Here is a 12,615-nt window from a genome sequence, read left to right as displayed (position 1 = left end):
CATGGATCTCGGACTGCAGGGCCGCACCGCGCTGATCACCGGGGCCGACTCCGGGATCGGGTGGCACACCGCGAAGCAGCTGATCGCCGAGGGCGCCACGGTGTTCCTCACCGACGCCGCCGGCGACGAGCTCGAGGAGGCCGCCGGTCGCCTCGAGGCCCCCGCCGGGCGTCTGTTCCACCACCCGGCGGACGTCACCAGCGTCGAGGAGCTCTCCGAGCTCGGCGGCGTGGTGCGCGAGGCGGTGGGGGACATCGACATCCTGGTGCACTGCGCCGGGATCACCGGGGCCAAGGGGCTCTTCCACGAGATCGACGACGAGGGCTGGACGCACACCCTGGAGGTCGACCTGCTCGGGGCCGTGCGCGTCACCAGGGAGTTCCTGCCCTCGCTGCGCACGGGAGGCTGGGGCAGGATCGTCTACCTGGCCTCCGAGGACGGTGTGCAGCCCTACGACGACGAGCTGCCCTACTGCGCCGCCAAGGCCGGCGTGCTGGCGCTGTCCAAGGGGCTCTCGCGCTCGTACGCGAAGGAGGGGCTGCTGGTCAACGCCGTCTCCCCCGCGTTCATCCACACGCCCATGACCGACGCGATGATGCAGGGTCGCGCCGAACAGCGCGGCCACGGCTTCGACGAGGCCGTCGAGTCCTTCCTCGAGATCGAACGCCCCTACATGGAGCTGGGGCGCCGCGGCGACCCCGAGGAGGTCGCGGCCGTCGTGACCTTCCTCTGCTCGGACCGGGCCTCGTTCGTCAACGGCTCCAACTACCGCGTGGACGCGGGGTCCGTCGCCACGATCTGAGGCCCGCTGACCGGGTCCGTGCTCCCCGTCAGTCCCGGTCGCGTCCGTCCCGACGTTCGCGGTCGCCGGGCAGCGGCCGGCGGGAGGTGCCGCGGAAGGCCCGGTATCCCCAGACCGTCAGCACGATCACCACCGCCCACGACGCCGCGAGGACGATACCGGTCAGCACACCGGGATCGGTGAGGAAGGCACCGATCGCGACCAGCGAGAGCTGGCCGGGGATGCACGCGACGAACGAGGCGATCAGGAACTCCCGCTGGGTGATCCCGAAGGCCCCGGCCCCGTAGTTGACCGGCCAGTAGGGCAGTCCGGGCATCACCCGCAGCAGGAACACGGCAGCGAAGCCGCCGTTCTCCAGGCGGCTGCCGACGGTCTCGGCGTGGCGTCCCAGGACCCGGCCGACGACGTCGCTGCCCAGCGCCCGCGCGAGCCAGTACCCTCCCCAGCAGCCGATCATCACGCCGATGATCGAGAGCGCGGCCCCCTCGGGGACCCCGAACAGCATGCCCGCCGCGACCGCCATGATCGTGACCGGGATCGGGGTGAGCGCGACGGCGGCGTACAGGCCGAGGAAGACCAGCGAGGCCGCCCATCCGTAGGCCTCGATGCGCGCCTGCAGGACGTCCAGGGAGGGCAGCCGCACGGTGAGCGCGAGCCAGACCATCACCAGGACGACGGCTACCAGAGCGAGGGTGCGCAAGAAGGGCAGCGGTGCGTGACCGCGCCCCTCCCCCGGTCCCGTGGTGGTCGCGGCGCCGGGCGCGCCGCCGTCGGGCGCGCGCGTCGCCGAGCCCTCGCCGCGGGGGCCGGCTGCGGGATGACGCTTCGAGGAGGGCGTGACGGGTCCCCGCTCAGGAATCGGAGGACTGCGCGAGGAAGTCCTCGGCGCCGCCGACGAGCTCGACGTGCCCGGTCTCGACGTCGGCCGTGGCCATGGCGGCGACCTCCGCCGCGAACTCGGCGACCGAGTAGAGCTTCCCGGCGGCCTCACGGCGGGCATCGAGGGCGCCCGGCTCCGCGCGGTTCAGCAGCGTCGCGGTGACGGTGCCCTCGATCATGTCGCCGGAGACCACCACGAGGCTGATGCCGCGAGAGGACAACGCGGGGATCTGCTCGGTGATCGCGTCCTCGCCGGCGCGCTTGGACAGGGCGACCTGCTCGTACTGGGCCATGGTCTCGACCTCGCGGATGAAGTGCGCCTGGTGGCTGGTCACGAAGACCACCCGGCCGCCCTCGCCCATCAGCTCGGTACCGGCGCGCAGCGCATCCAGCTGGGCGTCGCGGTTCAGACGCATCGCGTAGTCCTCGCCGAGGTCGGCCTCCATGCCGCCCGAGGCGTTCAGCACCAGGATGTCCAGCCCGCCGAAGGTGTCCACCGCGGCCTGCATCATCCCGCGCACCGACTGCGGGTCGGTGAGATCGGCGCCGACGGCGATCGCATGGCCGCCGGCCTCCTCGATCTCCTTCACGACCTTGTTCGCGCGCGGGGCCTTCTGGCGGTAGTTCACGACCACGTTGGCACCCTCGGCGGCGAGCAGCTTCGCGGTGTCGGCGCCGACGCCGCGCGAGGACCCGGTGACGACGGCGGTCTTGCCTGCAAGGGATGACATGGTGCTCCTTCGATGGGGACGGATCGCCGGTGCGTGCCGGCATCGTCTCGAGGGTACTGGGATGCGGGGGCCCGCGTGCGCGAGCGCGCCGCGTCCGCGTCGCGACGTGCGCGGTCCCACGACGGCGCGGCCGGCGGCCCGGAGCGGAGCGCCCTCAGAGCTCTCGGATCACCCGGGCCGGACTGCCGACGGCGAGCGAATCGGCCGGGACGTCGGAGGTGACGACGCTGCCCGCCCCGATCACGCTGCGCGCACCGATGGTGACGCCGGGGCAGACGATGACGCCGCCGCCCAGCCAGACGTCGTCCCCGATGGTGATCGGCTCGGCGGCTTCCCAGCCCTCACCGCGCGGGTCCGCTTCGAGGGGATGGACCGCGGTGAGCAGCTGGATGTTCGGTCCCAGCTGGCAGCGGGCGCCGATGCGGACGTCGACGACGTCCAGGGCGACGAGCCCGAAGTTCACGAACGTGCCCTCGCCGATGAACAGCCGGCTCCCGTAGTCCACGCGCAGGGGCGCTCGGACGTGGGCGCCCTCCCCGAGCTCCCCGAGCAGCGGGGCCAGGACGCCCTGCGAGGCCTCGGGTGCCTGCGCGTAGATGTCGTTGAAGCGGGCCGTCACCCGCAGCGCGAGACGGTACGCGCGCTGGATCTCGGGGTCCTCGGCGATGTACCAGTCACCGGCCACCATGCGCTCGTGGTGGGAGCGCGGATCGTCCGGGTCCACGGCGAAGGGCTTCATGCCCGAAGACTACGGCGAAGCCGGGGGCGCGGTCATCACGGGAGGCGCATGCCGATCGACGGCGCGGCATCGACGAACCCCACGGACTCGTAGAGCCTGCGGCCGGGAGGGTCGGCGATCAGGGAGATGAAGGGATCCGGCGGCGCCGCCGCGCGGATGCGGGCCACCAGGTCCTCGAGGACCATCCGCCCGAATCCGCGGCCCTGGTGCTCGGGACGGGTCGCCATGTCGGCGATGTGGAAGTATCAGCCGCCGTCGCCGATCACCCGACCCATCGCGAGCAGGGCCCCACCCTCCCCACGCACGACGGCCCACGCCCAGCTGCCGGTGACCGCGGGCGCCGCCTGCTGCGCGGTGCGGGGCGTGAGCCCGGAGCAGAGCCGCAGGTCCACGTACTCCTGGACGGTCGGCGGTTCGTGGAGGAGTCCTGGGAGGGGTGTCGGTCGTGCCATGCACCGCATCCTCGCAGAGGGACCTTGATCGCCCGGAGGCCTCGAGGGCGTGCGGTCGCGAGGCGGGATACTGGGGGCATGGACACGGACATGCCCGCGGCCGCCGCCGACGGATCCGACCCGTCACCCGACCCTGCCCTCTGCCCCTGCGGCAGCGGAGCGGTGCTCGAGGTGTGCTGCCGGCCGATCCTGGTGGGCTCCCGGGAGGCCGAGACGGCCGAGGAGCTGATGCGCTCGCGCTTCACCGCCTTCGCGCTGCGCGACCCGGAGCACCTCCTGGCGAGCTGGGACCCGGGGTACCGGCCCACGCGGCGCGAGCTCAGCGCCTCGCTCGACGACGACCTCGCCTGGCGACGCCTGGCGATCCTGGACACCGAGGCCGGAGGACCGGGCGACCGCACGGGCGTCGTCGAGTTCGTGGCGATCGCCCGGGGCTCGCAGGGGAAGATGCGGATGCACGAGCGCTCGCGCTTCCGCCGGATCGCGGAGCATCCGGGCTGGGTCTACATCGACGGGCGGATGCTGGACTGATCCGATCCGCCCGACCGCCCGGGCCGCCGGGCCAGGCTACCGACGCACCGCGCCCCCGGTGCGGGCCTGGGGCCCGCGCCGGGGGCGCGGTGGATGCGGGTGCGCGCGGTCGGTGCCGCGCGAGGGGTGCGGTCAGCGCCGGAAGAGCCCCTTGACGCTCGAGACGGTCTCGTTGACCCAGCGCGACGCCGCGTTCTTGGGGTTCACGCGGTCCAGGAGCTCGTCGATGTCCGACGCCAGGTTGTCCTGGCGACGAGTCGCCTCCTGGCGCATGTCCTCCAGGGACGCCTTGTTCTTCTTGGCCACGGCTGCCTCCGGGTCGGTGTGTGATGACGGCTCCGATCGTATCGTGCGCGCGCAACTGGTGCGTCAGGACCGATATTCTGGAGCGGCGCGCGAGTGGCGGAACTGGCAGACGCGCTGGGTTTAGGTCCCAGTGCCCGAGGGCGTGCGGGTTCGAGTCCCGCCTCGCGCACGATCCGCCGGCTCACCGGCGCGGCGCCCCCATCGACCCCCACAGGAGCATTCACGACGATGACCCTCTTCGGCCTCGTGCGGCACGGACAGACCGACTACAACCTGCACGGACTGTTCCAGGGATCCAGCGACATCCCTCTGAACGCGACCGGACGCGAGCAGGCTCATCACGCTCTGGACACCGCTGCGCCGATCGCCTGGGACGGGGCCGTCTCCTCGCCGCTGCAGCGAGCCCGGCAGACTGCACGGATCATCGCCGAGGACCACGACATCCCGCTGCTGGGCACCGATCCGCGACTGTCGGAGATCGACTGGGGCGAGGCCGAGGGCAAGGACGTCGTCGAGATGGAGACCCGGTACCCCGACCGCTCGTTCCCCGGCAGGGAGGGCCTCCAGCAGGTCGCCGACCGCGGCTACCTCGCCCTGGACGACCTGGCCGCCGATCATCCGGGCCGGTCGCTGCTGGTGGTCGCACACGGCACCTTCATCCGCCTGCTGCTGTCCGGGGTGATCGGGACCCATCTGCCCTCGATCCCCAACGGCACCCTCTCCCTGCTGCGGCTCGAGGGCGAGCAGTGGAGGGTCGAGATGATCGCCGGGGAGAGCATCGAGGAACCGGCGAGGACCGCCACCACGGGGGCCTCCCCGCGCTTCCCCCTGGCCGAGCACCACCTGCGACCCTTCGGGCTCTGACCCCTCCGAAGGCACGTCGCACCCCCGATACCGCCGAGAGAGCAGGAGCAACGATGGCACGCACCGCCGTGGACGCCGAGGGCGCATGGTTCGATCCCGACCGGCTCGCCGAGCTGCGTCGCGCCCTCCCGATCGCCTACGTGGACGTGGTGCCGGTGCGCACCGACGTCGACGGCTCGATCACGCAGGTCGGCCTGCTGCTGCGCGCTTCGGGCAGCGGTCGCATCATCCGGGCGATCGTCTCCGGGCGCGTGCTCGTGCACGAGACCCTGCGGGAGGCCATCGGCCGTCACGTGGAGAAGGACCTGGGCACCATGGCGATGCCCAGGATCCCCGTCTCCCCCGTGCCCTTCACGGTGGCCGAGTACTTCCCGACGCCCGGGCAGTCCCCGTTCACCGATCCGCGTCAGCATGCGATCTCGCTCGCCTACATCGTCCCCGTGGACGGCGAGGCCGCACCGCAAGAGGACGCGCTCGAGCTCACCTGGTTCGACGTGCACGAGCTGCTCGAGGGCGAGGTGCTCTCCGAGCTCGAGAACGGGCACGACGTGATCGTGCGCCGCGCCCTCGCCCACGCCGGCCTGATCTGACCTGGATGGCCGGGGCGTCCGGCCTCAGGCCAGCAGGCGCGCGAGGTCCCCGGCGATCGCCCGGAACGCCTTCCCGCGATGGGAGATCGCGTCCTTCTCCTCGCTGCTGAGCTCGGCCGCCGAGCGCGCCTGGCCTGCCGGCTGGTCCTCGGGCACGAACAGCGGGTCGTAGCCGAAGCCGTTCGTCCCGCGCCGCTCGGTGAGCAGTCGTCCGGGCATCTCCCCGCGCTCGATCACCTCGGTCCCGTCGGGGGCGACCAGCGCCGCGGCGCACACGAAGCGCGCCGCACGGTGCTCGGCGGGGATGTCGCCCATCTGGGCGAGCAGCAGATCGTTGTTCGCCTCGTCGTCGCCGTGGCGGCCCGACCAGCGCGCCGAGAGGAACCCGGGGCTGCCCCCGAGGACGTCGACGGCGAGGCCGGAGTCGTCGGCCACCGCGACCAGTCCGGTCGCCGCGGCCACGGTGCGGGCCTTCAGCAGCGCGTTGCCCTCGAAGGTCACCTGGTCCTCGACGACGTCCGGCAGCTCCAGACCCGCCGCGGAGACCAGCATCGTCTCCTCGAATCCGGGGATCATCTCGGCGAGGATCCGCTGCAGCTCGCGCAGCTTGCCCTGGTTGTGGCTCGCGATGATGACGCGGGCCCCCGCGGGGATCGTCTGTGGGTCCGGGCTCACCGGGTCTCCTCGAGCGCCGCGCGCTGGATCTCCGAGAGCTCGCCGCAGCCGCCCACGGCGAGGTCCAGCAGGCTGTTCAGCTCGTCGCGGTCGAAGGGCGCCCCCTCGGCGGTGCCCTGCACCTCGACGAAGGAGCCGGATCCGGTGACCACCACGTTCATGTCGGTCTCCGCGGTGACGTCCTCGCGGTACTCGAGGTCCAACAGTGCCTCGCCATCCACGATCCCGACGCTGACGGCCGAGACGGAGTCGGTGAGGACCTCGCGGGCGGCAGGGACGGCGGCGTGGCGCTTGCCCCAGGTGATCGCGTCGGCGAGGGCCACGTAGGCGCCGGTGATCGCGGCGGTGCGGGTGCCGCCGTCGGCCTGGAGGACGTCGCAGTCCAGCTGGATGGTGTTCTCGCCCAGGGCCTCCATGTCCACCACGGCGCGCAGGGACCGGCCGACCAGGCGGGAGATCTCGTGGGTGCGGCCGCCGATCTTGCCCTTGACGCTCTCGCGGGAGGAGCGCGTGGAGGTGGCGCGCGGGAGCATCGCGTACTCGGCGGTGACCCATCCGCTGCCCGAGCCCTTCTTCCAGCGCGGGACACCCTCGGTGAAGGAGGCGGCGCACAGCACGCGGGTGCGGCCGAACTCGATCAGGGCGCTGCCCTCGGCGTGGTCGAGCCAGTTGCGGGTGATGCGCACCTCGCGCATCTGCTCAGCCGTGCGTCCGTCGACGCGGGGGCCATTCGGGGTGGTCGCGCTCATGGGCCGCCTTCCATCGTGAGGGTGGCGGGACGGGGCCCGCCGGTCGCCCACGAGGATATCGACGATCGCGAGTGCTCAGCACACGGGGCGGCGCCGTGCGCGCTCAGCGAGAGGTGTCGCTCAGCGAGGGGTGTGCGTTCAGTGCGAGGCGCGGACCGTCTCGGTCTCCACGACGAGAGCGGGCTCGGCCATCGTGATGGGGCCGTGGTAGGTCTCGCGGGTCTCGGCGAGGGACACCGCGGGGTCGGTCCAGGGCGCTATGTGGGTGAGCACGAGACTGCGGGCACCGGCCGCGGTGGCGGCCTCGCCGGCGCGGCTTCCGGTCAGATGGACGCCCGAGAAGCGGTCGTCGCGGCCCTCGATGTACCCGGCCTCGCACAGCAGCACGTCGGCATCCCTCGCGAGCTCGAGGAGACGGTCGCAGGTGTCGGTGTCGCCCGAGTAGGTCAGCACGCTCCCGCCCGCGCTCACGCGCATCCCGTAGGAGGGCACGGTGTGGCGGACGGCGCCGATCTCGAAGTGGAACGGGCCGATCTCGATGTCCTGGCCGTCGTGGATCGGACGGTGATCGAAGGGCAGGCAGGTGACGCCGTCCGGGACGTCCCCCTCGCGCCCGAGCACCGAGCGCAGACGCTGGGCGAGCCCGTCGGGTGCGTGGATCGGCAGGCGCGGCAGCTCGCGCGAGTTGTACGCCCAGAACACCTCGAGGCCGGTGAGGTCCAGGAAGTGGTCGGGGTGCAGGTGCGAGATCACCACCGCGTCGAGCGTGGCGGGGTCGATCTGCGCCTGCAGCGGCCCGAAGGCGCCGCTGCCCAGGTCCATCAGCACTCGCCAGGTGCGGCCGGTCTCGTCCTCCTGCTCCAGCAGGTAGCTCGAGGCGGTGCCGGTGGGGCCGGCGAAGCTGCCGCAGCAGCCGATCACGGTCAGTCTCATGGTGTCACCACCGGGAGTGTCGAGGTCATGGTCACGGCCGGTCCGAGGAACCGGCGCGAGAGGCGGGAGAACATCGAGGGGGTGCCGTCGGCGGCGGCGGTCTCCGCGAAGACGTGCGCCGGCGGGGCGGTCTCGGTGCGCTGGATGCCGGCCATGCGCAGCTGGCGGTAGACGTCGAGACTGGTCTCCTCGGCGGAGGAGACCAGGGTGACCTCGGGGCCCATCACCAGGCTGATCGGCCCGGCGAGCATCGGGTAGTGCGTGCAGCCCAGCACCAGGGTGTCCACCCCCGCCTCCTGGACGGGCGCGAGGTACTCCTCGGCGGCGGCGATGATCTCGTCGCCCTGGATCTCCCCGCGCTCGACGAACTCGACGAAGCGCGGGCAGGCGGCAGAGGTGATCTGCAGCGCGGGCGCGGCGGCGAAGGCGTCCTCGTAGGCGCGGGAGGCCACGGTGGCGGCGGTGCCGATGATGCCGATCCGACCGTTGCGGGTGGCGGCGACGGCTCGGCGCACGGCGGGCTGGATGACCTCGATGACGGGGACGTCGTAGCGCTCGCGGGCGTCGCGCAGCACGGCGGCGCTCGCGGTGTTGCAGGCGATCACGAGCATCTTCACGCCGCGCTCGACGAGGTCGTCCATGATCGACAGCGCCAGCGCACGCACCTCCGCGATGGGGCGGGGCCCGTAGGGCGTGTGCGCGGTGTCCCCGATGTAGAGGAGCTGCTCGCGCGGGAGCTGGTCCAGGATCGCCCGGGCGACCGTCAGGCCCCCGACCCCGGAGTCGAAGATCCCGATCGGCGCGTTGCTCATCTGCCCCAGAGTAGGGAGGTTCTTCCCAGCTCTCAGTGACGCCGCGCTCAGTGCGCGGGACATCACACGAGACGGACTGCCGTCGGGGCGGTGGTCAGTAGTCCTCGATCGCGCGCAGCAGGCTCTCCTGCAGCCAGGTCAGCAGCTCGTAGACGGCGGCGACGACGTCGCTCCCGGCGACCTGGTCGTCCTCGTCCTCGACGGGCTGGGCCTCGGGGACCCGCTCCCCGATCTGCTGCAGCATCTGGAGGGTCTCGAAATCCCCGTCCTGGGTGATCTGCAGCCGATCGGCCAGGACCAGACGCATGTCCGTCAGCCCTCGCAGCCAGCCGGGAACGGCGTCCTCGTCGATGCTGATTTCGCTGCTGCCGGGGCCGCTCCCATCGAGCGTGCGCACCAGCGCTCCGAGATCCTCGAGCTTCTGCTCGGCGAGATCGGCCTGACCCAGACGCCGCAGCTCCTCGGCGACCGCGGGGTCCTCGCTCGCAGCGGGGAACAGACGACTGACGGCGCTGTCGCGCGGACTGCGCGGCGTGCGGGAGGCGTACTCGGCCTCCAGCCGCTCGAGCGGATCCGCGGACCCGGCGGCCTCCCGGACCGGCTCGGCGTCCTCGCGCAGGTCGAGGTCGTGGCGGATGAGCTCGCCGACCTCCTGGGCGACCTGGGAGATGATCGCCTTCTCCTCGCTCTCCAACCGGCAGGCGACCTCCCCGCCGGGGCGGGGACGGAACGCGTGGGCCATCAGTCCTCCTCCGTGCGCTCGAGGGTGGCCCGCAGCCCGAAGGAATGCATGGCCTGCACATCGGACTCGACGCGCTCGCGCGAGCCCCGGGAGACGACGGCGCGCCCCTGCTCGTGCACCTGGATCATCAGCTGATGGGCACGCGAGCGGCTGAAGCCGAAGTAGGTGCGGAAGACGTGGACGACATAGCTCTGGAGGTTGACCGGGTCGTTCCAGACCACGGTCTGCCAGGGCCCGTCGTCCACGCCCTCGAGGAGGGAGTCCTCCTCGGGATCGAGGACACCGACGGGCCGGCTGGTGCGGTCCGGGTCGATCGCGGGGTCGTGTCCCTCCACGGCGTCCTCCTTCCGTGCGGAGCGGGGCTGGATCATGATTCTACGAAGTGCACCTGGCAGCCGAACACAGGTGCGAAGCGAGTGTGGACAACGGGTGCGGGCCGGGCTCACTTGCGCCCGACGAACCACCCTCGCACGACGGCGATGCGGTCCTGGATCTGCTCGGCGCTGGCCTGCGGGACGGCGGGACCCCCGCAGCGGGAGCGCAGGGCGGTGTGGACCTGGCCATGCGGTGTACCGGACTTGCGGGCCCAGGCCGAGACCAGCGAGGAGAGCTCCTTGCGCAGGTCCATCAGCCGTCGATGGTCCACCACGGGGATCTCGCGATCGGCCTCGCTGCCGGCGGTGCCGCCGTTCTTCGAGCGGCGGGCCTGCTGGGTCGCCTGACGCTCCTGGAGCAGCGTGCGCATCTGGTCGGCGTCCAGGAGCCCGGGGATCCCCAGGAACTCCTGCTCGTCCTCGCTGCCGGCCTCTCCCCCGGCGCCGTACTCGCCGCCGTCGAAGAGGACACGGTCGAAGGACGCCTGGGACTCCAGCGCCTCGAAGGAGAGCTCGAGCTGGTCGGAGGTCTGCTCGGGGCGGTTGGCCTCCTCGACCAGGTGGTCGTCCAGTCCTGTCTCCGGGTCGCCCTCGGGCGGGCGACGGTCCAGGACGTGGTCGCGCTCCTCCTCCATGGCGGCGGCGTGCGCGGTCAGGATCGGGACCGAGGGCAGGAAGATGCTCGCGGTCTCGCCGCGGGTCCGCGAGCGCACGAAGCGGCCGACGGCCTGGGCGAAGAACATCGGCGTCGCCGTCGAGGTCGCGTACACGCCCACCGCCAGGCGGGGCACGTCCACGCCCTCGGAGACCATGCGCACGGCGACCATCCAGCGATCGGTCGAGTCGGAGAAGGCCTCGATGCGCTTGCCCGCACCGGCGTCGTCGGACAGGACGGTGGTGACCTGCTCACCGGTGATCTGCTCGAGGGTCGCGGCGTAGGCGCGGGCGGTCTTCTGGTCGGTCGCGATGACCAGGCCGCCGGCGTCCGGGACGTGCCGGCGCATCTCCGTGAGGCGCCTGTCGGCCGCGGCGAGGACGGCCTGGACCCACTCGCCCTTGGGGTCGAGCGCGGTGCGCCAGGCCTGCTGGGTGATGTCCTTGGTCTCGATCGCCCCGAGCTGGGCGGAGACCTCGTCGCCGGTCTTGGTGCGCCAGTGCATGCGACCCGAGTAGGTCACGAACATGACGGGACGCACGACGTGGTCGCGGAGCGCGTCCGCGTAGCCGTAGGAGTAGTCGGCGCGCGAGCGCAGGAAGCCCTCGCCGTCCTCCTCGTAGGTCACGAACGGGATCTGGGAGTCGTCCGATCGGAAGGGCGTGCCCGTCAGCGCGAGACGGCGGGTCGCCGGGTCGAAGGCCTCGCGCACGCCGTCGCCCCACGTCAGGGCGTCACCGGCGTGGTGGATCTCGTCGAGGATCACCAGAGTGCGCTCGGCCTCGGTGCGGGCGCGGTGGAGCATCGGGTTCATGCCGACCTGCGCGTAGGTGATCGCGACGCCCTGGTAGTGGGCGCCGTGGCGGCCCTGGGCGTTGGTGAAGTTCGGATCCAGCGAGATGCCCACGCGAGCGGCCGAGTCGGACCACTGGGTCTTCAGGTGCTCGGTCGGTGCCACCACCGTCACCCGGCGCACGACGCCCTGGGCGAGCAACATCGCGGCGATCTGGAGGGCGAAGGTGGTCTTGCCGGCGCCGGGGGTCGCGACCGTCAGGAAGTCCTTCGGGCTGCGCTCCTGGTACATCTCGAGGGCCTCGGACTGCCAGGCTCGCAGCTTCTGCGCGGTGCCCCAGGCTGCCCTCTCCGGGTACGCCGGGGGAAGGGACTGGGCCGCCGCGGTCGAGGGCCGGTGCGGGTCGTTGGAGGGAGTCGTCAGTGGTGGTTTCACAGCGCGGACCAGGCTACCGCCGCGCTCGGACATCCGGCGTCCGCGGCGCCGCCCGGGGCATGTGAGGAATCGCCGCCCCGGGCGCCGTGACGCGCCCGGGGCCGACGACCCGCCGCCTGCTCAGAGGATCCGACGGCGGGTCAGCGACGCCCGCCGAAGAAGCCCCGGAAGCCGCCGCGACCGGAGCCGCCGCCCTTGCCGGAGTCGCCGTCGCCCCCGTCGTTGGGTTCGCGAAGACCGTCGTGGATCTCCTTGCATTCCGGGCACACGGGGTACTTCTTGGGGTCCCGCCCCGGGACCCAGACCTTGCCGCAGAGCGCGATCACCGGGCTGCCGTCGAGGGCGGCCTGGGTGATCTTGTCCCGGCGCACGTAGTGGGCGAAGCGGTCGTGGTCGCCGTCGTCGGTCTTCTCCTCCCGCTCCTTGACGTCGCGGTCCAGGACAGCGGTCGAACCGGGGGCTGCCCCGGGGTCCTCGCGGTACGGGTCGAGGCGGTCGGGATCCGAGGTCGAGGGCATGGAGGGCTCCTTCCGAGGCGGGCGTTCTCACCCCC

18 protein-coding genes and 1 tRNA gene are annotated in these 12,615 nt (G+C 72.2%); 5 read left to right on the top strand and 14 right to left on the bottom strand.

Translation table 11 applies throughout. The annotated features are described in order from the left end of the window. Position 1: 1 nt before the first annotated feature. Positions 2–802 carry an SDR family NAD(P)-dependent oxidoreductase gene (locus DEO23_RS14455; RefSeq protein ID WP_109276729.1) on the top strand — a complete coding sequence of 267 codons (801 nt, stop codon included), beginning with the start codon at positions 2–4 and terminating at the stop codon, positions 800–802. A 28-nt stretch (positions 803–830) separates the two neighbouring features. Here DEO23_RS14455 and DEO23_RS14450 read toward each other — a convergent pair whose 3' ends face one another. From DEO23_RS14450 to DEO23_RS16575, 5 genes are all read right to left on the bottom strand, one after another. After that, complete coding sequence (locus DEO23_RS14450) at positions 831–1,502, bottom strand: TVP38/TMEM64 family protein (RefSeq protein WP_240613429.1); 672 nt, start codon at positions 1,500–1,502, stop codon at positions 831–833. A 151-nt stretch (positions 1,503–1,653) separates the two neighbouring features. Next, entirely contained in the window at positions 1,654–2,412 is a 759-nt protein-coding gene (locus DEO23_RS14445; RefSeq protein ID WP_109276728.1) for an SDR family oxidoreductase, read from the bottom strand. Between the two features lie 154 nt (positions 2,413–2,566). After that, on the bottom strand, positions 2,567–3,151 hold the full coding sequence (locus DEO23_RS14440; protein ID WP_109276727.1) for a sugar O-acetyltransferase: 585 nt from the start codon (positions 3,149–3,151) through the stop codon (positions 2,567–2,569). A 35-nt stretch (positions 3,152–3,186) separates the two neighbouring features. Then, on the bottom strand, positions 3,187–3,378 hold the full coding sequence (locus DEO23_RS16580; RefSeq protein WP_338067841.1) for a GNAT family N-acetyltransferase: 192 nt from the start codon (positions 3,376–3,378) through the stop codon (positions 3,187–3,189). A gap of 18 nt (positions 3,379–3,396) precedes the next feature. Next, positions 3,397–3,603: a hypothetical protein gene (locus tag DEO23_RS16575; protein ID WP_338067840.1), complete on the bottom strand. Its 207-nt coding sequence runs from the start codon at positions 3,601–3,603 to the stop codon at positions 3,397–3,399. A gap of 78 nt (positions 3,604–3,681) precedes the next feature. Between DEO23_RS16575 and DEO23_RS14430 the strand changes: the two genes are divergently transcribed. Continuing rightward, positions 3,682–4,134, top strand: a complete 453-nt coding sequence (locus tag DEO23_RS14430) for a YchJ family protein (protein WP_240613428.1) — start codon at positions 3,682–3,684, stop codon at positions 4,132–4,134. 132 nt (positions 4,135–4,266) lie between these two features. On the opposite strand, the gene DEO23_RS14425 is transcribed toward DEO23_RS14430, so the two are convergent. Then, the gene (locus DEO23_RS14425; RefSeq protein WP_240613427.1) at positions 4,267–4,440 is read right to left on the bottom strand and encodes a DUF3618 domain-containing protein; all 174 of its coding nucleotides are present in this window, start codon (positions 4,438–4,440) and stop codon (positions 4,267–4,269) included. 87 nt (positions 4,441–4,527) lie between these two features. On the opposite strand from DEO23_RS14425, the gene DEO23_RS14420 reads away from it, so the two are divergent. The 3 genes from DEO23_RS14420 to DEO23_RS14410 all read left to right on the top strand — a co-directional run bounded on the left by DEO23_RS14420 (position 4,528) and on the right by DEO23_RS14410 (position 5,894). Continuing rightward, positions 4,528–4,609: transfer RNA gene (locus DEO23_RS14420), tRNA-Leu, on the top strand. A 59-nt stretch (positions 4,610–4,668) separates the two neighbouring features. Further along, positions 4,669–5,304, top strand: coding sequence for a histidine phosphatase family protein (locus DEO23_RS14415; protein ID WP_109276726.1), 636 nt, complete (start codon positions 4,669–4,671; stop codon positions 5,302–5,304). Between the two features lie 53 nt (positions 5,305–5,357). Then, positions 5,358–5,894: an NUDIX hydrolase family protein gene (locus tag DEO23_RS14410; protein ID WP_109276725.1), complete on the top strand. Its 537-nt coding sequence runs from the start codon at positions 5,358–5,360 to the stop codon at positions 5,892–5,894. 24 nt (positions 5,895–5,918) lie between these two features. Here the strand turns inward: DEO23_RS14410 and rdgB are convergent, their stop codons facing one another. The 8 genes from rdgB to DEO23_RS14370 form a co-directional block, all read right to left on the bottom strand. Continuing rightward, positions 5,919–6,569: an RdgB/HAM1 family non-canonical purine NTP pyrophosphatase gene (rdgB, locus tag DEO23_RS14405; RefSeq protein ID WP_240613426.1), complete on the bottom strand. Its 651-nt coding sequence runs from the start codon at positions 6,567–6,569 to the stop codon at positions 5,919–5,921. Further along, positions 6,566–7,318 (bottom strand): ribonuclease PH, encoded by a 753-nt coding sequence (rph, locus tag DEO23_RS14400; RefSeq protein ID WP_109276724.1) that lies wholly within the window; start codon positions 7,316–7,318, stop codon positions 6,566–6,568. The genes rdgB and rph overlap by 4 nt, the downstream gene beginning before the upstream one ends. 138 nt (positions 7,319–7,456) lie before the next feature. Then, entirely contained in the window at positions 7,457–8,251 is a 795-nt protein-coding gene (locus tag DEO23_RS14395; RefSeq protein WP_109276723.1) for an MBL fold metallo-hydrolase, read from the bottom strand. After that, a complete protein-coding gene (murI, locus tag DEO23_RS14390; RefSeq protein WP_109276722.1) occupies positions 8,248–9,063 on the bottom strand; it encodes a glutamate racemase in 816 nt (271 codons plus the stop codon). Before murI ends, DEO23_RS14395 begins: the two co-directional genes overlap by 4 nt. Before the next feature lie 94 nt (positions 9,064–9,157). Beyond that, positions 9,158–9,805, bottom strand: coding sequence for a DUF2017 family protein (locus tag DEO23_RS14385; protein WP_109276721.1), 648 nt, complete (start codon positions 9,803–9,805; stop codon positions 9,158–9,160). Next, positions 9,805–10,050: an ATP-dependent Clp protease adapter ClpS gene (gene clpS, locus DEO23_RS14380; protein ID WP_240613434.1), complete on the bottom strand. Its 246-nt coding sequence runs from the start codon at positions 10,048–10,050 to the stop codon at positions 9,805–9,807. Before clpS ends, DEO23_RS14385 begins: the two co-directional genes overlap by 1 nt. 197 nt (positions 10,051–10,247) lie before the next feature. After that, positions 10,248–12,095: a DEAD/DEAH box helicase gene (locus DEO23_RS14375; RefSeq protein ID WP_109276719.1), complete on the bottom strand. Its 1,848-nt coding sequence runs from the start codon at positions 12,093–12,095 to the stop codon at positions 10,248–10,250. 107 nt (positions 12,096–12,202) lie between these two features. Then, entirely contained in the window at positions 12,203–12,580 is a 378-nt protein-coding gene (locus DEO23_RS14370; protein ID WP_109276718.1) for a DUF3039 domain-containing protein, read from the bottom strand. Between the last annotated feature and the right edge of the window lie 35 nt (positions 12,581–12,615).

The sequence above is a fragment of the Brachybacterium endophyticum genome (assembly GCF_003130585.1).
GTDB classification, from domain to species: domain Bacteria; phylum Actinomycetota; class Actinomycetes; order Actinomycetales; family Dermabacteraceae; genus Brachybacterium; species Brachybacterium endophyticum.
This window is presented reverse-complemented; position numbering and strand designations above follow the sequence as displayed.